Here is a 23,566-nt window from a genome sequence, read left to right on the forward strand (position 1 = left end):
AAAAAAGTCCCACAAATTAATTTGATCACCTACACTTGCGCGCAAGTACGGGCGGGCGGCTGCTAAAAGCGGCTGTTTCCACGTGCTTGAGGCCAAGTGCATGAACGATGCAACCGGCGAATCGTCCAGTGATTGCAAACACAGGGATGGCAGCGGGGCACCGGGCGATGGCGTTTATTGGGACCGAAACTGGAGACTTACATGAATATCAAGATGCAAAAGCTGTTGCCGATCACCGCAGCTGCGATGCTGTGTGCTGCAGCTGCAGGCAACGCAGCCGCCGATCAAGTCGTCAAGATCGGCCACGTCGCGCCGTTGACGGGCGGCATTGCACACCTGGGCAAGGACAACGAAAACGGTGCACGTCTCGCAGTCGAGGAGATCAACGCCAAGGGTCTCACGATCGGCGGCCAGAAAATCACGCTGCAACTCGATGCGCAGGATGACGCGGCCGACCCGCGCCAGGCCACGCAGGTTGCGCAGAAGCTCGTCGACGACAAGGTCGTCGCGGTGGTCGGCCACCTGAACTCGGGCACGTCGATCCCGGCCTCGAAGATCTACAGCGATGCGGGCATCGTGCAGATCTCGCCGTCGGCGACCAACCCGGCTTACACGCAGCAAGGCTTCAAGACCACGTATCGCGTGGTGGCGACCGATGCGCAGCAGGGCCCGGCACTCGCGAACTACGCGCACTCGAAGGGCATCAAGAGCGTTGCGGTGGTCGACGATTCGACCGCCTACGGCCAGGGTCTCGCGAACGAGTTCGAGAAGAAGGCGAAGGCGCTCGGCCTGAAGGTGATGTCGCACGACGCGACCAACGACAAGGCGGTCGACTTCCGCGCGATTCTGACCAAGATCAAGGGCGAGAATCCCGACGCGATCATGTACGGCGGCATGGACGCCACCGGCGGCCCGTTCGCGAAGCAGGCGAAGCAGCTCGGCCTGCGCGCGAAGATCTTCGCGGGCGACGGCGTGTGCACGGAGAAGCTGGCCGACCTGGCCGGCGACGCGACCGACAACGTCGTGTGCTCGGAAGCGGGTGCTTCGCTCGAGAAGATGCCGGGCGGTGCCGCGTTCAAGGCGAAGTACGAGAAGCGCTTCGGCCAGCCGATCCAGATCTACGCACCGTTCACGTATGACGCCGTGTACATCATCGTCGACGCGATGAAGCGCTCGAACTCGACGGATCCGGCGAAGATCCTCGCGGCAATGCCGGCGACGAACTACACGGGCGTGATCGGCAAGACGACCTTCGACTCGAAGGGCGACCTGCAGCACGGCGTGATCTCGCTGTACAACTACAAGAGCGGCAAGAAGACGCTGCTCGACGAAGTGAAGATGTAAGCCGACAAGCGGCCGACAGAAGGGGTGAAAGCGCGCCTGCGGCAACGCGGGCGCGCTTTCTTTTTGGTGGCCCGCGGCAGGCGGGGGGGCGCCGCGGGTCAGATCTTCAGGTGCGCAAGCACCTTCGGCGCGACGGCCGCGACGAGCGCCGCGCACAGCGCGACGACCGACAGGCCGACCGTCAGGTTCGCGGTTTGCGCGACCGCGCCGATCACGACCGGACCGAACAGCAGCCCGAAATACGCGAGCCCGGCTACGTGCGCGAGACCTTCGGCCGCATGGATGCCTTTCACGCGCGCGGCGGCGGCGAACAGCACGGGCATCATGTTCGCGAGGCCGAGGCCCATCAGCGTGAAGCCTGTCAGCACGGCGATCGGATTCGGCAACAGCAGCGCACCGACCATCCCGGCGCACGCGAGCGACGCGCTCGCAAACACGAGCTGCGGCGCGCCGAACCGCGCGCGCACGGCGTCGCCCGCGAAACGCGCGATCGCCATCCCGCCGGAGAATGCCGCATACGCGGCGCTCGCGAGCGCGGGGCTCGCCGCGACGACGTCGCGCATGTAGACCGTCGCCCAGTCGTACATCGCGCCTTCGGCGATCAGCGCGATCAGCGCGATGCCGCCGAGCATCCACAGCGCGGGCGAGCGCCAGCGGTTGCCGCCGCCGTGCGCGTGTTCGTGATGCGGGACGTGCGGCAGCACGGCCGGGCTCGCGGCCAGCAGCACCGCCGCGTTGATGGCGGCTGCGAGCGCGAGATGCACGGCCGGTGCCATGCCGGCGGACAGCAGCGCGCCGCCGATCGCCGCCCCCGACATCCCGCCGATGCTGAACATCCCGTGCAGCGACGACATGATCGGCTTGCCGAGCGCGATCTCGACCGCGCTCGCCTCGGCGTTCATCGCGACGTCGAGCGTGGCCATCGAGAAGCCGAACAGCGCGAGCACGACGAGCAGCATCCAGTAGTCGGGCACGACGAGGATCAGCGCCGCGCACGCGGACATCACGAGCCCGCCCGCGAGGCATGCGGTGCGCGAGCCGACGCGCGCGATCCAGCGCGCGATCGTCAGCATCGCGGCGATCGAGCCGCCCGCGACCGCGAACAGCGCGATCGACAGCAGCCCGGGGCTCAACGCGAACTTGTCGCGCACGGTCGGCACATGCACGCCCCACGACGCGTACATCATGCCGGCGACGAAGAACAGCGCCATCGTGGCCGTGCGTGCGCGCTGGCGAACCGGCAAAGCCAGCACGCGGTGCGCGTCGGGCGGTGCGGCGAAGTTGGACGAGGATCGGGAGGAGGATTCGGACACGGAACGCTCTTGAATGGACGATGCGCGGGCGCGTCGCGCCCGTCGGATTCGTCCGATTCTATCGAACCGCTTACGGACTTGCCGGCGCGCCGGCCGTCCGGCCGATCGCGATCGCCGCGACGCCGTTCGCGCGGGTCGCGTCCGCCATCCGGCCGATGCCCGGCGGGACGCCGCCACAGGTAACATCGAAGCGCGGGCGGCGTGCCCGAAGCTTGCCCGTGCCGGGCGCCTTCGCCATCCTTGCCGCCGCCCAGGCCTTCCGACCGCAGGAGTCACCGTGAACATCGATCCCGCCCTTGCCCTACACCTGCTGCATCGCTGCGCGCTCGGCACGCTCGCGACCCACGCGCGCGATCCGCAAGGTTTTCCTTATCCGACGGTCGTGCCGTTTGCACCCGATGCGAATCATCGGCCCGTGATTCTCGTGAGCGGCCTCGCCGAACACACGCGCAACCTCGCGGCCGATCCGCGCGCGGGCTTCCTCGTCGTCGACGCGCCCGACGGCGACGTGTTGAACGCCGAGCGCGCGACGCTGCTCGGCCGCTTCGTGCCACTCGGCGACGATCCGCACGTCGTCGCGCGCTACACGCGCTACGAACCCGACGCGGCGCGCTATCTCGCGCTCGGCGATTTCACTTTCTGGGCGCTCGACATCGAGCGGCTGCGCTATATCGGCGGGTTCGGCCGAATGGGCTGGGTGGAGGGCGCCGGGCTCGATACGCTGCCGCCGCTCGGGTTCGACGACGAACGGGCGTTGTGGGACGCGTACGACTCGAGCGACGCGCGCCGCGACGGGTTCGACCTGCTCGGTGTCGACCGCCACGGCGCCGACTGGCGCTGCGACGGCCGCCGCGTGCGCACGCCGTTCGACCCGCTGCCGGGCGACGCCGGCGCGTTGCGCGAGCGATTGATGGCCTGCGCGCGCGATGTGACGTGACGCCGCGGATGCCGTTTTGTCCGTTTAGCGAATCGCGCCATACGATTTATGCCAACTTGTCACCTGATGAAAGCTTTGATTTTTCCGCATGCAGGGTAATTGCGTAGACTGATAGGCCTATTACCGGATCGGTAATGTCCTAATCTCTATGCAAGCGCATGAAAATTTGAGATAAGGCCGTGGCCGGTCGGAATGACATGCGCGAATTACAATTGGTCTCAGGATTTTCATGAATCCCGCTTCTATCAAATCTTTTTTGTGCTAATCTCTGCCTTCGAAAATCCGAGGCACCAATACTCAATGAATGGTGAGCCGGCTGCAGACCGGTGCCATTGGTCATATAGAAAGGGAAACTATGTCTTCTTACAAGGACCTGCTGGCTCAGCGGGAGAAGCTGGAGAAGCAAATCGAAGAAGCGAAGTCGCGCGAATACGCCGAAGTGCTGAATGACGTGAAGCAGAAAATTGCCGACTACGGCTTTTCGCTCGCCGACCTCGGCCTCAGCCGCGCGAAAGCCGGCAAGGTCGGTCGCCCGCGCGCAGGCGTGGCAGCCAAGTACCGCGATCCGGAAACGGGCGCGACGTGGTCGGGCCGCGGCAAGCCGCCGCGCTGGATCGCCGGCAAGAACCGCGAACAGTTCGCGATTTAAACGATTGTTTAAGTCGTCGCTTCAAAAAGAGCCGCGTATCCGTCGAGGAGCGCGGCTTTTTCGTATTCCGGCGTCGATGCCTATGCGCGTTGTCATGAAAATGTCAGAAACGGCGCGTGAATGAAAATGCGACCCGTTCGCATAAGCGATTGATTTAAATGGAAAATTTGAGGTTATCGGAATGCCTCGCGGGGTTCGTTTGATAGAATTCCGTATCCCAACCGATATCTCGTATTTCATGTCCACGTTTTCTGGCGACGCGCAAAGCGCGGATAAGCATGCGGTCGCACGCAAGAGCACCTTCGTCAGTATCGTGCTGAATGTCGTGCTCGCGACGTTTCAGATCGTCGTGGGTGTGGTCGCGCATTCGCAGGCATTGATTGCCGACGGCATCCATTCGATTTCCGATTTGATCTCGGATTTTGTCGTACTGGTTGCGAATCGGCATAGTGGTGCATCGCCGGATGCCGATCACAATTACGGACACAGCCGTTACGAGACCGTCGCGTCGCTGTTCCTCGGCGCGATCCTGATCGCGGTCGGCATCGGCATGCTCTGGCGCGCCGGCAACCGTCTCGTGAACCTCGAGAACATCCCGGCCGTCCATTTTTCCGCGCTGATCGTCGCGCTGACCGTGCTCGTGTCGAAAGAGGCGCTGTTCCGCTACATGCTGCGCGAGGCGCGGCGCGTGCGCTCGGCGATGCTCGTCGCGAACGCATGGCATGCGCGCTCGGACGCCGCGTCGTCGCTCGTCGTCGCGATCGGCATCGTCGGCAGCCTCGCCGGCGTGCGGCTGCTCGACCCGATCGCCGCCGCGATCGTCGGCTTCATGGTCGCCCGGATGGGCTGGACGTTCGGCTATGACGCCCTGCAGGACCTGTCGGATCGCGCACTCGACACCACCGCGTCGGCCGAGATCCGCGCGCTGCTCGCGGCGACGCCGGGCGTGCGCGACGTGCACGACCTGCGCACGCGCAAGATGGGCGATGCGGCGCTCGTCGACGCGCATATCCTCGTCGATCCGATGATCTCCGTGTCCGAAGGGCACTACATCGCGGAAACCGCGCGTGCGCGCGTGCTGAGCGATCCGCGCGTGCTCGACGCGCTGATCCATGTCGACCCGGAGAACGATGCGGCGCGCCGTCCGGCGCTCGCGCTGCCGCCGCGCGACGAGATCACGGCGCGGCTCGAGGCCGCGCTCGCGCAGCGCGGGCTGCATCCGGCCGCGATCAACCTGCACTACCTGAGCACGGGGCTCGAGATCGACGTGACGCTGGACGCCGGCGCAGGCGAGACCGACGCGGCGCTGGCCGGCCGGCTCGATGTCGACACGCTGAAGCGCCAGTTCGGCGCGCGCCGGATCGGCTTCACGCGCGGGCTGCCTGCGCAGGCGTGAGCGGTGCCGTCGAACGCGGGGCGTGCGTTACAGCGGCAGTTGCGTGTCGAACTTGATTTCGCGCAGCACGACGCTCGTGCGCACCTGCGACACGGCCGGGATCTTGAAGATCCGTTCGTGCAGGAACACGTCGTACGCCTTGATGTCGGGCGCGACGATCTTGAGGATGTAGTCGGCTTCCCCGGTCGTGCTGTAACACTCGGTGACTTCCGGGCAGGTCGCGATCTCGCGTTCGAACTGCTCGACGCCGCCTTCGTTGTGGCGGGTCAGGTGCACGTGCGCGAGCGCGCACACGTGCAGGCCGAGCTTCTCGCGATCGAGCAGCGCGGTGTAGCGCTGGATCACGCCGGACTGTTCCATGTCCTTGATGCGGCGCCAGCACGGCGTGCTCGACAGGCCGACCTGGTCGGAGATTTCCTGCACGGAGCGGCGCGCGTCGAGCTGCAACAGGCGAAGGATTTTTTGCGAAAAGGAATCGAGCGTCACCTGCGCCTCCATGCGGCAGCTACAACACGCTGAATGTTAGAGGGCCGGGGAAGGAAAGGCAATCTGGCAGCGTGCCGGTGAGCGAGATTCGCTAATTTGCGCGCGGATCCGTTGGGTTTTGTCCCGCCCCTGCCTGTTCCGACCGGTCGGTGTCGGCCACCGCGAGGCCCGCGAGCGCTGCCTGCTGACGGCGCAGGTCGGCGAGCATGTTGCAGAACAGCGCGCCTTGCTCGATCGCGTCGTCGAGCGCGACGTGCGTGTGCGGATGGTCGTCGAACCAGTGCTTCGGAAAGCGCGGCTTGATCGCCTTGCGGTACGGCAGGCCCGTCATCGCGAACGCGAGCGTCTTGATGTCGAGCGCCGACCACGAGAACGGGCAGCGTCCGGCGAAGCGCATCATGTACCAGAACATGAACGTGAAATCGAAGCCGGCCGGCATCGCGACGAACACCGGCTTGCCGGGCAGCGCCTCGACCCACTCGACGTACGCGACGAGCGCGGCCTCGGGCGCCTGCAGGTCGCGCCGGCATGCGGCCCACGCTTGCGGCTCCGTCTTCCACCACGCTTCCTGCACCGGATGGGCCTGGGCGCCGGGCAGCGTCTCGAGGTTTGCCGAGAACGTCGCGATCAACTGCTTGTCTTCGGTATAGGCGGCCGACGCGAAGCTCAGCATCGAGTGCGGGCCGGGAATCGGGCCGTCGGCCTCGACGTCGGTGCTGACGTAGATTTCGGGGATGGCGGTCTGGTTCATCCGAACACCTTGTCGGACACGAACGGATTCGTGCGACGCTCGTCGCCGAACGTCGACACCGGGCCGTGGCCCGGCACGAACGTGACGTCGTCGCCGAGCGGCCACAGCTTCTCCTTGATCGAGCGCACGAGGTCCGCATGGTTGCCGCGCGGGAAATCGGTGCGGCCGATCGAGCCGGCGAACAGCACGTCGCCGACGATCGCGACGCGATGCGCGCGGCTGAAGAACACGACGTGGCCGGGCGTGTGGCCCGGGCAGTGATAGACCTCGAGCGTCTCGTCGCCGAACTGCACGGTGTCGCCGTCGTTCAGCCAGTGGTCCGGCTCGAAGGCTTCGGCGGCCGGGAAGCCGAAGCGCTGGCTCTGCATCGGCAGTTGCTCGATCCAGAAGCGCTCGTCTTCCTGCGGCCCCACGATCGGCACGCCGTAGTGCGTCGCAAGCGCCTTCGCCCCCGCGCAGTGATCGACGTGGCCGTGCGTAAGCAGCACCTTCTCGACCTGCACGTTCTGCCGCGCGATCTCCTGTTCGATCCGTTCGAGATCGCCGCCCGGATCGACGACGGCGGCACGGCCGGTCTTTTCGCAGACGAGCAGCGAGCAGTTCTGCTGGAACGGCGTGACCGGAATGAGCGTGACTTTCATGGAGGCACCGGCGGCTAAAAGGAGCGATTGTACCGGTCGCGCGGGCCGCTTGTCGGTCGCGCGACGCACGCCCCAGCGTACGGCTACGGGCATTCCCGGAGCATGTCGATTGTTACGGCCATAGTGAGAATCAATGGTCCGAAGGGGGTGCTTTTCGGGGCGACCTTTTGGTTTATGTATAATGCGCCCCATTGAGCGTGAGTTTCACGCAATTCGCTGGTGTTTCGGCCCCGTTAAAAAGGGGGCGTCGGAAGCACCGTCAAGCATCAGCCGCCGGGGAGTCCGGCGGTGTATCCAGCACCGAATATTCGGTGCTCACGTCTTGTCCGGCCGGGTGCTGCGCGCCCGCCAGCGGCCCTGCTGCCGCGCCGCCGGATGAGGCCTGTGCCGCCGTTCCTGTGAGTCGGTCGTTTCGACGCGCGCGAACGTGAAGCCATGTTCGATGGCGGCATGTGGGGTCTGGTCAGGCTGCCGGGGACAGGTTGCGCCAGACGTGAAAACTAATCAGGACGGTTGCGGCAGAGACGAAAGCCGCGCCCATGCTAGCCGCCTGCTCGCATCCGAGCGGGGCGTGCACGCATTTGCCGTCCGGGCCGCGTATCTGCGTTGTTGAGCAGCGTTGTAGCGTGCGGCCCGAACCAGAAGGCGACACGTCGATGAATTTTCGTTTTCCGACTCGATTCGGGACCATCGCATTATTTTTTGCGCTGACGGGCTGTGCGGTGCCACCCAGCCAGACCACCGGCAGCGCCAACCAGAAGAACGCGGTCAACAAGACGGCCGCGGCCGCCAAGGCGGACGACGACAAGCAACTGAATTTCGATTCCGCGCTGGCATCGATGCCGGCTGCCGACAGCAAGGACGCGAAGAAGTCGTCGCTGGCGGACGCCGAGCCGATCGACGGCAAGGACGTGTCCGACTTCCGCCAGACGGGTCGGGCGTCGTGGTATGGCCGGGATTTCCACGGCCGCCGCACCGCGAACGGTGAGCGCTTCAACATGAACGCGCTGACTGCCGCGCACCGCACGCTGCCGCTGTCCTCGTACATCAGGGTGACGAACGCATCGACCGGCAAGTGGGTCGTCGTGAAGGTCAACGATCGCGGGCCGTACAAGCGCGGCCGCGTGCTCGATCTGTCGTATGCGGCCGCCAAGATGATCGGCCTCGTACATGCCGGCACGGGCCGCGTGAAGATCGAAGGGCTGTCGCCGCAGGAAGCGCGCGAGGCCCGCGACGAAATGTTCGCGTCGCTGTCGTCGAAGTAACGCGGCGGCTCGTCCGCCCATGCAAAAGGGCTGCCTTCGGGCAGCCCTTTTGCATTTTCGCGGGCCGGGCGGCGGGTGCCGCCCGCGCTCGCCCGTCAGCCGTCCTTCAGCACGAGCGCGCGTGCATACAGCGCGTTGCGCGATGCGCCCGTCAACGCGGCCGCGAGCTTCGCCGCGCTCTTCACCGGCACTTCTTCCAGCAGCAGCTTGAGCAGCGCGTCGTGCGCGGTGTCGTCGGTTTCGCCGCCGTCGGCCGGCGCGCCTTCGACGACCAGCACGAACTCGCCGCGCTGCCGGTTCGCATCGCCCGCGAGCCAGCTCTGTCCTTCGGCCAGGGTGCCCTGGAACAGCTGCTCGTGTAACTTGGTGAGCTCGCGCGCGATCAGCAGCCGGCGCGCGGGGCCGAACGCGTCGGCGAGTGCGGCGACGGTCTCGGCGATCCGGTGCGGCGCTTCGTAGAACACCAGCGCGTACGGGTGCTGCACGAGCGCCTGCAGCGCGCTCGCACGCTGCTTCGCCTTCGGCGGCAGGAAGCCCGCGAACGTGAACGCACCGGCCCAGTCGCCCGCCACGCTCAGCGCGGTCACGGCCGCGCTCGCGCCCGGCAGCGGAATCACCGCGAAGCCGGCCGCGCGCACGGTGTCGACGAGCCGCGCGCCCGGGTCCGAGATGCCGGGCGTGCCGGCGTCCGACACGTACGCGACGCGTTCGCCCGCGCGCAGCAGCTCGATCACGCGCAGCGCCGCTTCGCGTTCGTTGTGCTCGTGCACGGCGACGAGCGGTTTCGAGATGCCGTAGCGGGCCAGCAGCTGGCCCGTGTTGCGGGTGTCTTCGGCTGCGATGCGGTCGGCGAGGCCGAGCACGTGCAGCGCGCGCAGCGTGATGTCGGCGGTGTTGCCGATCGGCGTCGCGACCACGTAGAGCGCGGCGTCCGGGTAATGCTGCGTTTGCGCGAGTTCGAGGAGGGCAGTCATGGCAGGCAATGCGCGCAATCGCGGCGCAAGCGGAACAAGGACGGCATTGTGCCACGCGGAGCCGGTCGCGCCGGGCGACGGGTGCGGTTCGCCGCATGGTAGCGGCAACTTTTCCTGCCCGGCGCGATCCAGATCGGTGGGGGCGACATTCGAGCAGCGCGCGCGGCAGTTCCTGGAACGCCGCGGTCTCGCGTTCGTCGCGGCGAACGTGACGATGCGCGGCGGCGAGCTCGATCTCGTGATGCGCACACCCGACGGCACGCTCGTGTTCGTCGAGGTGCGCGCGCGGCGCAGCACGCGGCACGGCGGCGCTGCCGCGAGCGTCGGCTGGCGCAAGCGGCGGCGCCTGGTCGCGGCCGCGCTCCATTTCTGGGTGCGGCACGGTGCGGGTGCCGCGTGCCGTTTCGACGTCGTCGCGTTCGAGGCCGGCCGGCTCGAATGGCTGCGCGACGCATTTCGTGCCGATGATGCATAGCCGCGAGCTGTGACGAGATGTAAAGAGTTCTTGCCATACCCTCGGGGAGTGTGCCGGAGTGCGGTAAACTCGCCGCACCCATGACGTTGCGCGCGGCGTGCCACGCGCCCAGTTCACCAGGAATCGATGTCAGTCGAACGTATTCAGCAACATTTCCGCGACAGCGCCGCGCTTCACGCCGAAGCGGCCGACGCGCTGCCGCTGCCGATCGCAGCCGCGGTCGACGCGATGTTCGCCGCGCTGGCGAACGGCAACAAGATCGTCGCGTGCGGGGACGGCCCGTCGGCCGCCGCCGCGCACTACCTTGCTGTGTCGCTTGTCGGCGGCTTCGAGCGCGAGCGTCCGGGCCTGCCCGCGATCGCGCTGGCCACCGATGCGTCGCAGGGCGGCCTCACGGGGGCCGCCGCTGCGGACCAGCTGTTCGCGCAGCAGGTGCGCGTGCTCGGGCAGACCGGCGACATCCTGCTGGTGCTCGACGCGAGCGGCGCGTCGCCGCGCGTGCTGGCCGCGATCGACGAGGCGCACGAGCGCGAGATGACCGTCGTCGCGCTGACCGGCGGCGACGGCCACGCCGTCGAGGCCGCGCTGTCCGACACCGATATTCCGATCAGCGTGCCCGCCTCGCGCGCGGCACGCGTCCACGAAGTCCATCTGCTGACCATCCACTGCCTGTGCGACGGCATCGACGCGATGCTGCTGGGTGAGGATTGAACGAAGGAGAGCCGTCGATGAATCAAAGCCGCGTCAAACAGACGCTCGTCAGAACCACGTTGCTCGCCGCGCTGACGGCGGGCCTCGCGTTGTCGCTGCAGGGGTGCGTGCTCGGCGTGCTCGGCGCGGCGGCCGGCGGCGGCGCGCTGATCGCGACCGATCGCCGTACGCTCGGCGCGCAGACCGAGGATCGCGAGATCCAGGTCAAGTCGCTCACGCAGATCAACAACGGGCTGCCGGACCAGTCGCACGTGAACGTGACGGTGTTCAACCGCCGCGTGCTGCTGACGGGCGAAGTGCCGAACAATGCATCGAAGCAGCGCGCCGAGGAAATTGTGCGCGGCATCAACAATGTGAACGCGATCGTCAACGAGCTGTCGGTCGAGCCGGCATCGTCGCTGTCGTCGCGCGCGAACGACTCGTACCTCGAAGGACGCGTGAAGTCCGAGTTCATCGCGACGAAGGGGCTGTCGGCGAACTACTACAAGGTCGTCAGCGAGCGCGGCAACATCTACCTGATGGGTCTCGTGACGGTCGACGAAGGCAATCGCGGTGCCGATGCGGCAAGCCAGGTGCCGGGTGTCGAGAAGGTCGTGAAGGTGTTCCAGTACATCCAGCCGCAGGACGCGCAGGCCTTGCAGGCTGCGTCGCCGAGCGATGCGTCCGGCGCGCAGGCCGCCGCCGCGCCCGTGGATTCCGCGACGGTCGGTGCGGTGCCCGATGCGTCGGTCCAGTCCACGCCGCTGCAACCGCCCGCGCCGATCTCGAATTCGTCGAGCGTGCACCCGGGCAACCCGAAGGCAACGCCGCAATGAAGTCGACGCAGATGAAGTTCACGCAATGGATGGTGCGGGGCGCCGCGGCCGCGGCGCTCGCGGCTGGTGCGCTCGGCACGGCGCATGCGGATGTCGGCGACGGCCTGAAGGTCGCGCGCAGCAACGCATGCATGGGCTGTCACGCGGTGGACCGCAAGCTCGTCGGCCCGTCGTTCAAGGATATCGCCGCCCGCTATAAGGCCGATCCGCAGGCCGTCGCGAAGCTGTCGAAGAAGGTGAAGGACGGCGGATCCGGCGTCTGGGGTGCGATTCCGATGCCGGCGCACCCGCGCATGAGCGACGCGGATCTGCATTCCGTGGTCGAATGGGTGCTGGCCGGCGCGCCATCGAAGTGACGCGTCGGGGTGACTGAAACCCTATTGCCAAGCGCGGAAATGGATGTGTATGATGGTTGTCTGTTGGGGCGGTAGCTCAGCTGGGAGAGCGTCGCGTTCGCAATGCGAAGGTCGGGAGTTCGATCCTCCTCCGCTCCACCATTCGATATACCTAGCAGTTCCAAAGAAGTCCGCAAACCCCGCAACCAGTAAGGCTCGCGGGGTTTTTTGTTTCCATTCCAGGATCATGGGTTCCGTTGACAGCCGGGGGCATTTCGGAGCACGGTTGGGGAAATCAGGTCATTTTCTCGCCCTTGGCGAGAATTTATGCCCCCCACAGACCGGGAGAGCCCCATGCCACTTACGGATCTGGAAGTTCGCCGCGCGGTTGCCAAAGAGAAGACGTACCGAATTTCGGATGGCCGCGGGATGTATCTGGAGATTTCGCCGTCTGGCGGAAAGTACTGGCGCCTGAAGTATCGATTCAACGACCGGGAGAAGCGGCTGGCGCTGGGCGTTTATCCGGATGTCACGCTCGCTCACGCCCGCAGGAAACTCGACGAAGCTCGCGCGATGCTCGCGGATGGTATTGACCCCGGCCAGGCTAAGAAAGACAAGAAGCGCATGGCGCGGCTCAACGCCGCCTGCACGTTCGAGGCCGTGGCGCTCGAGTGGTTCGAAAGGCAGGAACCCACTTGGGCAACAAGCCATTCGGAAAAAATAATGGGGCGCCTTAAGAAGGACGTTCTTCCGTGGCTGGGTCCTCGTCCGATCGCGGACATCACCGCGCCTGAAGTGCTCGAAGTGCTGCGCCGAGCTGAAAAGCGCGGGGCGAATGATACTGCGCATCGCATCCACCAGAACTGCGGACAGATCTTCCGTTATGCGGTCGCGACTGGCCGTGCGCTGCGTGATGTGAGCGCCGACTTACGTGGGGCTCTGCGGCCCAACCAGCATACCCATTTTGCGTCGATCACGGACCCCGAGAAGGTCGGCGAGATGCTGCGCTCGTTCGATAGTTTTTCGGGCACGTTCGTCGTGCGCGCTGCGCTCCAGTTGGCGCCGCTGCTGTTCGTGCGGCCCGGTGAGCTGAGGCAGGCCGAATGGATGCAGTTTGACTTGGAGCAGCGCGAGTGGCGTTATACCGTTTCGAAGACGAAGACCGAGCATCTGGTGCCGCTGGCAACGCAGGTGGTCGAGATACTGAAAGAGCTTCAGGCACTGACAGGACAATGGCGCCATGTTTTTCCGGGGCGCGATCGCAGAAAACCAATGAGCGGCGCGGCGATCAATGCTGCGCTCCAGCGGCTCGGCTATGACACAAAAACCGAAATCACCGGTCACGGTTTTCGGGCGATGGCGCGAACCATCCTTCACGAGCGCCTCCGCTTCCCAGCCGAGGTCATCGAGCACCAGCTAGCCCACCGAGTGCCAGACGCACTCGGTAGCGCCTACAACCGGACCCGGTTTATCGACGATCGGATCTTGATGATGCAGGCATGGGCCGATTACCTGGATCGGCTGAAGGAGGGGGCGAACGTGGATCAGCAGAACAGCCGTTAATTCACTCCGTAGTGGCCGTTGGGACCGCCGATTGATTTTCGCCAACGGATCGCTCAGCCTGATGCAGGGCGATACCTTGGAATTCCAGTTGATATGGCAACTTCAATCAAGCTCGATGCACTCCTGCAGGAGCGAGTATGGCATTTGGCCAAGCGGCCCCGGCGCACGCCGCACTGGATCATGCGCGAAGCAATCGCACAGTATGTCGAGCGGGAAGAAAACCGCGAGTCGTTCAAGCAAGAAGCGATGCAGACGTGGCAGGCCTATCAGGCGACCGGCCTGCACGTCACTCACGAGGAAATGGACGCTTACCTTGCTAAGCTCCAGGCCGGTGAGGACGCGGAGCCGCCCGCATGCCTCGAGTGATCTGGAGCCGAACTGCACAACACACGATCGCTCGCCTCCAAAGTTTTGTTGCCTACAAGGTGCTGCGCAGCCAGGCGCAATCCAATCGATTCGCGCCGGCGTTAACGTGCCGATTCGCCCGCCCCGGCTAACCGCCCTGTTCATGATCTCGACGAGGCCTTCCTGAATGGCTTATCGATTGGCGACGGCCAGTATGAGGTCCGGTACCGTGTCGATACCGAAGCCGTGACGATCTTGATCATCCGGCGTCAACGCGAAGCGGATATGGAAACGGAACAAGTCGTCATCGCGCGCGTTGACATCGACGTGGAAAATTCCCTTTTCTGTGACGTTCACATCTGCACGCTGCTGGATTTCAACCACTGGTGGAGAACCACTATGAAACGCAGCGAAGCCAATCACAAAGCCAACCAGAGCAATCCGAACAATAAGACTCACCAGCAGGCGAGGGACAACACGGCGAATCAGCGCAATCCGCAGCATCGGACGTATCAGCAAAGCCGGGTTGGCGGGAAGTCGGGCTCGGATCGATAACATCGCGGATACGGGGGCGTGCAGGCGCCCCTTTTACGGAGGCTCAATGGCTAATAAGAAAGATCCGAACGGAGTTCTCGCGACGATTGAACGGTTGACCGGACAGGCACCGTGTCCGGATGGCCTGCGCGTTACCTTGGTCAAGTATCTCTGGGAGGGGGAACTGTTCGAAGGCGGCTGCAAAACGCCAGAGAAACAGCAGGGCAAGTTGGAAAGAGGGAAGACCGACGCCTTGGTGATGAATGTCCTCAACCTAGACGAAATCTTCGTTGGCAGCACACAAATCGTCCGCAAGATCGTGTTGGGCGAATTCTCCGATGCCGACTTGACCGCTCGACTGAAGTTCGCCGCTGACAACTTGCAGCGGCGCCGCGATGCCTACGATTACTGGGCACGGCGCATGGATGCGCTGAGCGCCCTGCTCGTCGGTGAGAAGCCGGACTTGAGGAAGGTGCGCATCGACGACGCGCTTCGATCGGTGCCGGAGTTCGTCGAGTCGCGTGGCGCGTTGCCGTTCGCGCTGCATGCGGTGCAGCGTCTCGAGCGTTTGGAGGAACGCGGACGCCTCGGCGCACCATCGGCTAATGAACTGACTGAGCAGGCCGACGCGTATTTTGCGCTCGGCGACTATGTTACTGCGAACGAGAAAGCGATGCGTGCAGTAGAGATCGATCCGAAGCAGTCGCGGGCTTGGTTCATCCGCGTGATGGTCCTATTGCGGCAGCGCAAAGCCGCCGTCAGCCTGATGCGGCGTCATGAAATCAATGCGGTCGAAATGGCCGAGCCGATGTCCGCACACGAATCAATGGAGCGCGAACTTGCCGACGAAGCCGGTTCCAGGGCGTACGAAGCTCACGTCACCTTAAACGAGGTCGTGCCTAGTGCCCTACTGAACTGGCCAAAGACCGATGACGGCGCGTTGTCGTACGAGCACGAGGATCGGTTGAGCATGATCCGTAACCTGTTCGTTGATGCCGTGTTCACCAAAGTTGTGGGCCAGCGCGGGGCCTTGCTGGACTCGGTGCCTGAGGCCATCGAGGTGAGCTCGTCGCTAAGGCGGCCTTGCGACTACTGGCGACAGGAAGATGCGGAGAGCGGGAGCGTGCCAGTGCTGACGCCGTTCGAACAACAGGCGCTCGAACTTTTGTTCGACGAGCGGCGGCGTCACGTGGGACGCTATACCGAGATGCGCACGTACATGGATACCGCGCGCGAATTCAAGCTGCTACACCTGAGTTGGGCATTACGGCTCGACGGCTACGACGCACAGTGGGAGAGCCTCCGCGAGCGGTTCGTGACTTGGAAGTCGGTCGACTTCAGGAAGCACATCCTATCCGACGACATGATGATTCGCCTGTGGCAATTCCATGCGGTGAATATCGACGGGATGCGTGGCGTGCTGGCGTCGCTGGATCACTGGCATGCCACATCGCTGGAAGAACGGAAGACGCGCAGCGACTCGCTCGGACTGCGGACGCTGGCCTACCTATTCCACGATCGTCTCGTGCGCGGCGAACTCGCTCAGTGCGCGGACATTGCGTTGCACGCGCAATCGTTGACCAGCGAAAAGACGGGCATCATTGGTTACCAGCAGGCCCGCATGGAGAGCCCGGACGACGATTCGTTAGGGATGCCCATCGGCTGCGAGCTCTACTGGAAGTATCTTGAAGCGCTCGCTGTTGTGTTGATGCCGCCAGCGCAGGCCGGCGATCGTGCGCTGTCACTGCTGCTGGATGCGGAGCGATGGATGGCTGACTTCCGCGACACGGGGCGTTGCTTCTGGGTCTGGGAGGATTACGACTTTCCGGGCGAATGCGAATCCGCGCCGTACGAGGTTGATCTTCGGGACACGGAACCGTGGTTACGGGCGGTCAGGGCCTACGTCGAGGCGTTCCCGGAGCGCGACGATATGGAGCGTTTGTGCGGGGTGATCGGGAGGCTCGAAATCGCTGAGCGTCCCTTCGCACCGAGGGAGCTGACAGTCTTTGATCCCGAGAACCCGGAGCACTGATGTTTCACGTCGAGACGATTTCGCCGCGTTATCTGCGCATGGCGTCCAAAACCGGCGCAAGCCAATCCTGCCATCACTTCTGCAATACCGTTTTTTCGCCAAGAAGCGCGATATTTTCTGCATGGTCAACGTGTTGAGTCTGTGAGGTCATTCGTGCAATTCCTTAGTCTCTTGCCGAAAGTCCGCGAGCATATTCGGTCGATGCAGATCATTGTGCCGGCCGAGATTGCTAGAGCGATAGTCTTGGTATGTTCGCTCGAGGGTTGCAGTTCGCGAGATCCCGCAGACGAAATTTCAAAGGAGAAGACTGTGCGTCGCTTCGATCGGCAGACTCAGTTTGACCGGTAGCGATCAGATGTCCGCTCGTCCGCGTATCTCAGTTTGTGATGCGCGCGTAAGCAGCCCGTGGCCGTATCCGACTAAGTCTCTCTGTCGGCATGCGTAAGTTCGCCAGCGTCTCCCTTAACGATTGTGCATTCGGCGATCTTGGATTCTGCGTGTGTGGTGCCTGTGGTAACTCATCACTATGCGGTAGTTTGTCGAGTCACTCGTCCGATTCTGCGGCTCGCGTTCTTCGAAGCACGTTGCTCGGACGGGACGTCAAAAATATTTTCTGTTCCACCTATTTCCTTCGCGTTCCGAGCGCATCCGAGCATACAGATTGAGCGTTGGTGAGGGTATTGACGAGCTGTCTTACCATTCGCATGATGACCTCGACGGCGATGTTTGGGAGCGAATCGTGCCGGGTGCAAAGAGCTATACGCGCGCGCAGTGGGATGAGTTTGTCCATGCGCTCGAGGCATTGCCGGTAAAGCCACGAAACGAGCAACGCGTCACGGTCAGCGATGCGATGAGGGAGATGCGCGCGCAGATCGCTGACACACAGGCGAAGGGCTATACGCTCGACGAGATCGTCAAGGAGGCGGGACGTAATGGGCTCGATGTCAGCATTGGTGCGGTTAAATATGCGCTGTATCGTCCAGCGCCTGCCAAGACCAACTCCGAAGCGACCGACCGACGAGGCAAGAACGGAAGCGAATCGTCTTCCGGTCAAAAGAAGCCTGCAAGGCGAGCGAACAACGCGCGCGATGATGGACGACAAACTGGGGGAAGGAGTGTAAGCCAGCCGGGCGCAATGCAGACTGAGGATGCGTTCTCGTTTGAGATCCGCCCTGACATCGAAAACCTGTAGGAGGTCGAGCATGGACGTGAGCCAACCCATTTATCTGGTCGGGGGTAGCAAGGGCGGCGTGGGAAAAAGCATGGTGACACTCGCGCTAGCCGATTATCTGCAGCGGCACGATAGCCGTGCCGTAATGGTTGAAACCGACACATCGAATCCCGATGTCATGAAAGCGCTTCGGGATGAAATGATGTGTGCCGCGTATGACCTCGACGATGCGGACGGCTGGATCGGATTCGTTAACTTCTGCGATACGCACCGGGGGGCAGCCGTGATCGTCAATACGGCGGCGCGCAATCAGACAGGGGTTGCACGTTACGGCGGAACACTAGCGCGGACGCTCGATGAACTGGAGAGGCAACTCGTCGTGCTGTGGGTGATCAACCGGCAGCGCGACAGTTTGGAGTTGTTGCATATTTTCGGGCAGACGTTCCCGAATACCGTGACACATGTGGTTCGTAACGGCTATTTCGGGGCGCCCGACAAATTCACGCTGTATCAGGAATCGCAGCTTCGCAAGTCGATCGAGATGAAGGGCCGGTCGCTGGATTTTCCCGATCTCGCGGATCGCGTTTCGGATGAACTGCGTAGCCAGCGTCTCTCTGTCCATAGGGCGGTGGAGACCATGCAGATCGGGCAGCGTGCGGAGCTGTTCCGCTGGCGGGAGTTGTGTGACGCCATGTTCTCGAAGGTGATCAGCGCCGAAGGGGCAGCCCATGAGCAATAAGCGGTCGAGGCCAGTCGACCCGCTGATCCGCCTGTTTCACGAAGTGTCAGGCGATGTTCCGGACGAGGCCATGGGGTGCTGCTGTCTGCTGAGTCGCTTCCTAGGCTCAGGGGCTGAAGTTGCGCGATGCGAGGGTCAGGTTGCGCCGCGTTCAGCATAGTGCGGTTGGGAAGGGCCGCGTCGGCCGTTCGGTGTGGGTAGTGCAACGCGCTTCCGAGTAACTCGGTGTGTTGTTGACGTGCTCGTTGCCGTTGCCGGAATTCGGCTCAGGGGCCTCGTTGTCCTGTATGCCCCGCAACAGGGCGTGACGCGATGGGGGCATGGCGCAATGGCTGACAACCGAGGCGGCGCGGGTGCGCCGCCCCTAGGGCGTTATGCTTTCATCCGGAGCATCGCGTCCGCGAGCATCCACAGAGCACGGTTGAGTTTCACATTCTGGTCAATGCCGGTGATGGGGCGCGTGGACATGGAGCGGCCTGCGCGCGAGCGTCCATGCAGGCCGCCCTTCGTGAGGTTTTCCTGCACGCGGTTGAAGACGGTCCAAAGGTCGTCGCGGCGATCCTCGAAGCGACGTGGGGTGAGCACTTGACTTTCGGTGACTGGAGCGGGTGCTTCGGCGTCGTTCGGGTCGTAGCGCAGTGCAAGCGTGGAGCGGGCAAACTCGTACTGTTCGTCGCGGTCGAGCATCACAGCGCGCATGCCGTCCTTCTGCTCGCTGATCAGCGCGAAGCCGTCGAGCACATCGAACGCGCCATTGATCACGTTCTGGACGATGTTGCCTTTGTGCGGCACGCGGATATCGGCGATGTTGTCGCCCGCAACCATGCCGTTCTGGCACACAAACCGGAACGTGCCTGCGAGCATCTGGTAAATGCTCGCTCTATCATTGCGAGGTCAGCAGCACGATTTGATTGGCTTCCTCGCCAGTGAACTGGTCCGCTTTGCTGCCGCAATGCTCCCGGGTTCCAGCCCGTGCGACTGTTGGAGCCGACGGCGGGCAGGTGTCAAGGAAAGAGGTGAGGGAGGGGGCGGGGAACACGGTCCCTCGCCCCTTGACGCCTGTCCGCCGTCGGCTACGATCGCGGGTAAAGGGCGAGAAGACGGGAGTCGGGTGCGGGCCATGGGCCGGGTTCGCGAGGCAGGGAAAAGCGCGACCACAGGCGCCAACGCCGGTCGCGCGTGGAGAAAGAGTTGGCTGACCTTGGATGAATCGCTGTCGTCAGCGTTGATGGGCGACGGGAAGGGAAGCACTGTGCAATTCCACAGGATCCGGTGCGGATACGTTCGACAAGCAAGCGCCTTCAATCTGGATCAGAATCGTGGCTCCTAACCTACTTTCTGTTGGCGACTGCGCGCGTTGGCCGGGATGATCAGCCCTGACCAGACGCGCGGGCAAACCGCGTAGTTGGGCTGTCGAGCGGCCGTCACTTGGTCTTACATCGCTTTGGCTGCAAAATCACTTTTTCTAAAAGAAGTCAGTTTCAGCCTTCTGCGCCGGTGGGTAGCGCCCGCCGGAAACGGGGGAAAGCGGCGAGAGTTTTGCCAAACGTTTTCAGATTCTGCGAGCTGCACTTCTGCTGGTTCAGGCCAGCAATTCGTTCTAATATAACGACCATCGCGATGACCGGTTACTGGTCTGGGACGATTTGTGAAAAAGTAAATAATAAGGGGGGCCGCAGGTGAACAGTGAGCAATGGATTAACTTCCTGAGGCAATACGGGCCCATTCCCACAAAAGATAACCTGTACGACGAGAACCTTCGGCGTCGATCGCGCAAGGCGGGTATCAAACCGATACTCTTTGCACATCCGTACGAGAACCGAGTTGTGCGATGGTTTCAGGCGGGGGCGTTATCTAGGTCTGTCATCCTCACCGGTACCGCCGGTGACGGCAAAACCTTTCTTTGTGGACGGGTCTGGGAAGGTCTTGACGGCGACCCGGATCAATGGGCGACGCAAGAACCCTATCTCTCTCTTCAGATCCCTGTTCATCAGCAAAACGATCGACCCGCAAGAGTGGTTATCTTACACGTTCTTCGCGATCTTAGCGCATGGGTGCCCCCCCAAGGCAGCGATTGGCCAGAAGGCAAGCTGTCGTTGATGATGCAATTTTGCAATTCCATTTTCGATCCAGACGCGAACGACATCTTCTTGGTGGCCGCGAACGACGGGCAACTGGCAGAAACCTTGAGGCGACTTCCACCTTCGTCAATCGCCACGCGGGCGAAAGACATCGTTGAAGAATTGCTGGTTTCGGAACGCGAAGAGATTGATGGGAGTTCGCTGTCATTGTTCAATCTGTCACGCGGGAGTTCAGCCGAACTTTTTGACTTGGCACTGGATTCCTTTCTTGCGCACGAAGGGTGGGACAAATGCCGGCAGGAAGCGGGTGCCGACGACCAGCTTTTTGGTGCTGAATGTCCTATCAAGCGCAATGTGGAGCTGCTGGCCGAGCCTCTGGTGCGCAATAGGTTGCGTGCGCTCCTCGAGCTTTGCGACCAGAACGGACTTCACGTACCGGTGCGGCAGATTCTGATTTTGCTCACCAACGCTGTACTCGGGCACCCCAACGCCAAGGATCACTTAATGTCCGCGGCAGACGTGCCTCGCATCATTGCCGATGGCGAGCGTCGGCACGCCAGCGTATATAGCAATATTTTTGGACATAACATTCCATCGGGGCGACGTGGGGGGAGTGCGATATTCGAATACTTGGAGCGTTTCCAGATCGGCTACGAGACGACTAATCGTATCGATAACATTCTGATATTCGGTGAGTCGCACGAGCGACTGCAGCAACAGTTTGAGACCTTGGTGAAAGCCGATGATTTTTACGGTGCTGACAATGCGTATATCGCCGCCAGGCGCGAGTACATCGAAGGAGGCGGTGAGGGCAATGATACCGGCGAAGAATTTCTGAATCTGCTCGTAGCGCAACGTCAAGCGCTATTTTTCAAGGTGCCTGATTCTCAGGTGGACGAGGTATGTCTGTGGGATTTGACCGTTTTCCGCTATGGTGGAGAGTATCTGGATCAGGTCCTGAGCCCGTTGCGAGAAAGCAGGACAGTGAAGCGAGGGTTGATCGGCAGACTAGTCAAAGGCATAAATCGGATTTTTACCGGAATGCTAATGACCTCAGAAAGAGAACTCTACCTGGCCTCCAGTGCATCACTATCCCAGGCGAGAGTGTCGCGATTCCTGGAGGAGCGTATATCCGTTCCGCCAAAACACACCGGTGAGTCGGTGGACTTAGTCTTCGATGGACGACAGCCCGCGCTACGCGTGTCCTTAGGCAACGGTCGGTCGACCGATTTTACGATGACGCTTACGCGATACGAATATTTAAGTCGGGTGGCAGAGGGGGCGATGCCCAGTAGTTTTTCGAAGGAATGTTTTGAGGACGTGATGGCTTTCAAGAGTCAACTAATGCGCGAACTACAGGGCAGAAATGGACAGCTCACGCGTGATGGCGAGATTACATTTACCACGCTTGAGCTAGACGCAACAGGGGCGGCGAAGGATCGTCAAATTGCGGTGCTGATATGAGCTACACACCCACAAATAAAGCTCCCACGTCCACAAATGGCGACCGTGATCGTGAGGACATATGGCTCGAAGAGCAATATTGGGGACATCGACTCTGGGATCAACAGTCTCCCTGGCTCACGTTCCTGGAATTTCTAGGCGTGGCCGCGTCTGCGCATCGTACGGGTCACCTGTTTGATTTCGATCAATCGCAATACCCTTCGGATTATGTCGCATTCGGCAGAGTCCACTTGCGCAATATTCTGTTCAATAACGAACAGCAAATTGGACGCATTGCCGATACGTATGGAGATAATTCAAGCGCCTGGGAGAAGTGGCTCGAGTGGATCGAAGCAAATGCCCGCGGACTTGATGCGGCTCAGCGTTCGTTCCGGTACCTGCGTGACCGGTTTGAGTCATTTCACGATTTTGCGACGCTGATCAAAGCACTCCGATCGTGCATTGTTGAAGGCAACACCAATAAGCGTTGGAGTTCGCGTTTCATATTCCCTTTTGGGCCTGCTGCCATCTTTGAGGATCTATCAATCAAGGATGAGGTGATCTCGCGGGACTATGTCAATTTCGGCAGGAGCGGTGAGCTGCTCTATCACATGATTGCGCGCTCGAGCCGCCGTGAGGAACTGTCGGCGATCTTTTCCTCGCGCGTACTTGACGGCAGCAACAAATGGAATCTGCTAATCGATCGATTGCAGCCGAACGGTCAGGAGACCGGTAGCCGTCGCGGAGCGGCAACTTTTCTTCCATACGATAGCCATCCGGTTTTCGACATGATTTCGGAGGACTGGCTTCGGTTGTTGCAGCTTCGACTGCCAGGATTCGACGTTATGCCTTATATGGTAACGGCGGGCGCATTCGGCTTGCTGTTATATCAACTTCATACAAGCGCATACATTCTCGGTGGTCCGGACAAGCCACCAATCATCTGCGAGATAGTTGCGCCGCGCAAAGGCCTTGTTCGTGAACTGTCAATCGATAGCTTCGAAGATAACAGTTTCTTGTCGCTTGAGGCCATCGAAAAGTTGATTTCTGGTGTAGAAAGTGAGACTGGGTGGAACATCGAAGGATCGCCCATGGAGCGGTTGAACAGTCGATACGCGCTGCTGCGGCAGCGATTCCGCTGGAGCCCCGACAATGCGGTGAATGACCCCGACGATGTTTTGAAGCAGTTCCGTCAGGAAGCAAAAGAGCGTCACCGCCGGCACTTCGGCCAGGTGCACCGTAGTTTTGGTCGCGGAGTAGGACTGGTTTCTCGTCGCGGGACGAACCGCTTCCGCTATGCTCCGTCCGACCATTTTCTCAAATGCATGATCTTTTCGAACGTCAGTAAACGGATTGAATTTCGCGAGTTTCTGGCAATGCTTTACGAGAGATACGGGCTCGTATTCGGGGAGCGCGAAGCAGGGCAGGCGAAGTCGCAACTGGCAATCGATAAGAAGCCGTTTCAACAAAATGCTTTGAGACTCGAGCATCGGCTGGGGAGTCTGGGGTTACTGAAACGCTTGTCGGACGCTTGCGCGTACGTAGAAAACCCTTACGCGGGCTAAT

23 protein-coding genes, 1 tRNA gene and 1 pseudogene are annotated in these 23,566 nt (G+C 62.2%); 17 read left to right on the top strand and 8 right to left on the bottom strand.

The window, feature by feature from the left end:
• Positions 1 to 201: 201 nt before the first annotated feature.
• The gene (locus tag AC1Z3W_RS37230) at positions 202 to 1,344 is read left to right on the top strand and encodes a branched-chain amino acid ABC transporter substrate-binding protein (RefSeq protein WP_057930021.1); all 1,143 of its coding nucleotides are present in this window, start codon (positions 202 to 204) and stop codon (positions 1,342 to 1,344) included.
• A gap of 98 nt (positions 1,345 to 1,442) precedes the next feature.
• Here the strand turns inward: AC1Z3W_RS37230 and AC1Z3W_RS37235 are convergent, their stop codons facing one another.
• Both AC1Z3W_RS37235 and AC1Z3W_RS37240 read right to left on the bottom strand, forming a co-directional pair.
• Positions 1,443 to 2,657, bottom strand: a complete 1,215-nt coding sequence (locus AC1Z3W_RS37235; RefSeq protein ID WP_057930020.1) for an MFS transporter — start codon at positions 2,655 to 2,657, stop codon at positions 1,443 to 1,445.
• Between the two features lie 70 nt (positions 2,658 to 2,727).
• Entirely contained in the window at positions 2,728 to 2,895 is a 168-nt protein-coding gene (locus AC1Z3W_RS37240; RefSeq protein ID WP_483509520.1) for a hypothetical protein, read from the bottom strand.
• A 39-nt stretch (positions 2,896 to 2,934) separates the two neighbouring features.
• Here AC1Z3W_RS37240 and AC1Z3W_RS37245 point away from each other — a divergent pair, with 39 nt between their 5' ends.
• The 3 genes from AC1Z3W_RS37245 (at position 2,935) to AC1Z3W_RS37255 (ending at position 5,639) form a co-directional block, all read left to right on the top strand.
• On the top strand, positions 2,935 to 3,594 hold the full coding sequence (locus tag AC1Z3W_RS37245) for a HugZ family pyridoxamine 5'-phosphate oxidase (RefSeq protein WP_483509521.1): 660 nt from the start codon (positions 2,935 to 2,937) through the stop codon (positions 3,592 to 3,594).
• Between the two features lie 355 nt (positions 3,595 to 3,949).
• Positions 3,950 to 4,243, top strand: a complete 294-nt coding sequence (locus AC1Z3W_RS37250) for an H-NS histone family protein (RefSeq protein WP_039324408.1) — start codon at positions 3,950 to 3,952, stop codon at positions 4,241 to 4,243.
• A gap of 238 nt (positions 4,244 to 4,481) precedes the next feature.
• Entirely contained in the window at positions 4,482 to 5,639 is a 1,158-nt protein-coding gene (locus AC1Z3W_RS37255; protein WP_124834607.1) for a cation diffusion facilitator family transporter, read from the top strand.
• Between the two features lie 27 nt (positions 5,640 to 5,666).
• Here AC1Z3W_RS37255 and AC1Z3W_RS37260 read toward each other — a convergent pair whose 3' ends face one another.
• The 3 genes from AC1Z3W_RS37260 to AC1Z3W_RS37270 all read right to left on the bottom strand — a co-directional run bounded on the left by AC1Z3W_RS37260 (position 5,667) and on the right by AC1Z3W_RS37270 (position 7,517).
• Complete coding sequence (locus AC1Z3W_RS37260) at positions 5,667 to 6,137, bottom strand: Lrp/AsnC family transcriptional regulator (protein ID WP_006477376.1); 471 nt, start codon at positions 6,135 to 6,137, stop codon at positions 5,667 to 5,669.
• Positions 6,138 to 6,216: 79 nt separating this feature from the next.
• On the bottom strand, positions 6,217 to 6,876 hold the full coding sequence (locus AC1Z3W_RS37265; protein WP_057930016.1) for a 3'-5' exonuclease family protein: 660 nt from the start codon (positions 6,874 to 6,876) through the stop codon (positions 6,217 to 6,219).
• Positions 6,873 to 7,517: an MBL fold metallo-hydrolase gene (locus AC1Z3W_RS37270; RefSeq protein ID WP_057930015.1), complete on the bottom strand. Its 645-nt coding sequence runs from the start codon at positions 7,515 to 7,517 to the stop codon at positions 6,873 to 6,875. Before AC1Z3W_RS37270 ends, AC1Z3W_RS37265 begins: the two co-directional genes overlap by 4 nt.
• Before the next feature lie 656 nt (positions 7,518 to 8,173).
• Between AC1Z3W_RS37270 and AC1Z3W_RS37275 the strand changes: the two genes are divergently transcribed.
• Positions 8,174 to 8,782, top strand: coding sequence for a septal ring lytic transglycosylase RlpA family protein (locus tag AC1Z3W_RS37275; RefSeq protein ID WP_124834606.1), 609 nt, complete (start codon positions 8,174 to 8,176; stop codon positions 8,780 to 8,782).
• A gap of 95 nt (positions 8,783 to 8,877) precedes the next feature.
• On the opposite strand, the gene rsmI is transcribed toward AC1Z3W_RS37275, so the two are convergent.
• Positions 8,878 to 9,756, bottom strand: coding sequence for a 16S rRNA (cytidine(1402)-2'-O)-methyltransferase (gene rsmI / locus AC1Z3W_RS37280; protein ID WP_124834605.1), 879 nt, complete (start codon positions 9,754 to 9,756; stop codon positions 8,878 to 8,880).
• A 46-nt stretch (positions 9,757 to 9,802) separates the two neighbouring features.
• Between rsmI and AC1Z3W_RS37285 the strand changes: the two genes are divergently transcribed.
• The 7 genes from AC1Z3W_RS37285 (at position 9,803) to AC1Z3W_RS37315 (ending at position 14,021) form a co-directional block, all read left to right on the top strand.
• A complete protein-coding gene (locus AC1Z3W_RS37285) occupies positions 9,803 to 10,231 on the top strand; it encodes a YraN family protein (protein WP_483509643.1) in 429 nt (142 codons plus the stop codon).
• Between the two features lie 126 nt (positions 10,232 to 10,357).
• A complete protein-coding gene (locus AC1Z3W_RS37290; RefSeq protein WP_057930012.1) occupies positions 10,358 to 10,942 on the top strand; it encodes an SIS domain-containing protein in 585 nt (194 codons plus the stop codon).
• Between the two features lie 17 nt (positions 10,943 to 10,959).
• Positions 10,960 to 11,757: a BON domain-containing protein gene (locus tag AC1Z3W_RS37295; RefSeq protein WP_124834604.1), complete on the top strand. Its 798-nt coding sequence runs from the start codon at positions 10,960 to 10,962 to the stop codon at positions 11,755 to 11,757.
• The gene (locus AC1Z3W_RS37300) at positions 11,754 to 12,113 is read left to right on the top strand and encodes a c-type cytochrome (protein ID WP_057930011.1); all 360 of its coding nucleotides are present in this window, start codon (positions 11,754 to 11,756) and stop codon (positions 12,111 to 12,113) included. Before AC1Z3W_RS37295 ends, AC1Z3W_RS37300 begins: the two co-directional genes overlap by 4 nt.
• Positions 12,114 to 12,178: 65 nt before the next feature.
• Positions 12,179 to 12,254: transfer RNA gene (locus tag AC1Z3W_RS37305), tRNA-Ala, on the top strand.
• Between the two features lie 192 nt (positions 12,255 to 12,446).
• A complete protein-coding gene (locus AC1Z3W_RS37310) occupies positions 12,447 to 13,655 on the top strand; it encodes a tyrosine-type recombinase/integrase (RefSeq protein ID WP_483509522.1) in 1,209 nt (402 codons plus the stop codon).
• 93 nt (positions 13,656 to 13,748) lie between these two features.
• The gene (locus AC1Z3W_RS37315; RefSeq protein ID WP_483509523.1) at positions 13,749 to 14,021 is read left to right on the top strand and encodes a CopG family ribbon-helix-helix protein; all 273 of its coding nucleotides are present in this window, start codon (positions 13,749 to 13,751) and stop codon (positions 14,019 to 14,021) included.
• Between the two features lie 171 nt (positions 14,022 to 14,192).
• Here AC1Z3W_RS37315 and AC1Z3W_RS37320 read toward each other — a convergent pair whose 3' ends face one another.
• Positions 14,193 to 14,504 (bottom strand): hypothetical protein, encoded by a 312-nt coding sequence (locus tag AC1Z3W_RS37320; protein ID WP_483509524.1) that lies wholly within the window; start codon positions 14,502 to 14,504, stop codon positions 14,193 to 14,195.
• A 97-nt stretch (positions 14,505 to 14,601) separates the two neighbouring features.
• On the opposite strand from AC1Z3W_RS37320, the gene AC1Z3W_RS37325 reads away from it, so the two are divergent.
• The 3 genes from AC1Z3W_RS37325 (at position 14,602) to AC1Z3W_RS37335 (ending at position 18,476) form a co-directional block, all read left to right on the top strand.
• Positions 14,602 to 16,566 (top strand): hypothetical protein, encoded by a 1,965-nt coding sequence (locus AC1Z3W_RS37325; protein ID WP_483509525.1) that lies wholly within the window; start codon positions 14,602 to 14,604, stop codon positions 16,564 to 16,566.
• 661 nt (positions 16,567 to 17,227) lie between these two features.
• Positions 17,228 to 17,758, top strand: a complete 531-nt coding sequence (locus AC1Z3W_RS37330; protein WP_483509526.1) for a hypothetical protein — start codon at positions 17,228 to 17,230, stop codon at positions 17,756 to 17,758.
• A gap of 10 nt (positions 17,759 to 17,768) precedes the next feature.
• Positions 17,769 to 18,476 (top strand): nucleotide-binding protein, encoded by a 708-nt coding sequence (locus AC1Z3W_RS37335; RefSeq protein ID WP_483509527.1) that lies wholly within the window; start codon positions 17,769 to 17,771, stop codon positions 18,474 to 18,476.
• Between the two features lie 372 nt (positions 18,477 to 18,848).
• Here AC1Z3W_RS37335 and AC1Z3W_RS37340 read toward each other — a convergent pair.
• A pseudogene (locus AC1Z3W_RS37340) lies at positions 18,849 to 19,416 on the bottom strand (DUF932 domain-containing protein); the annotation flags it as partial.
• A gap of 739 nt (positions 19,417 to 20,155) precedes the next feature.
• Between AC1Z3W_RS37340 and AC1Z3W_RS37345 the strand changes: the two are divergent.
• Both AC1Z3W_RS37345 and AC1Z3W_RS37350 read left to right on the top strand, forming a co-directional pair.
• The gene (locus AC1Z3W_RS37345; RefSeq protein WP_483509528.1) at positions 20,156 to 22,021 is read left to right on the top strand and encodes a hypothetical protein; all 1,866 of its coding nucleotides are present in this window, start codon (positions 20,156 to 20,158) and stop codon (positions 22,019 to 22,021) included.
• Positions 22,018 to 23,565 carry a hypothetical protein gene (locus AC1Z3W_RS37350; protein ID WP_483509530.1) on the top strand — a complete coding sequence of 516 codons (1,548 nt, stop codon included), beginning with the start codon at positions 22,018 to 22,020 and terminating at the stop codon, positions 23,563 to 23,565. The genes AC1Z3W_RS37345 and AC1Z3W_RS37350 overlap by 4 nt, the downstream gene beginning before the upstream one ends.
• Position 23,566 lies beyond the last annotated feature (1 nt).

This window comes from Burkholderia sp. 10_S31 (assembly GCF_056930375.1).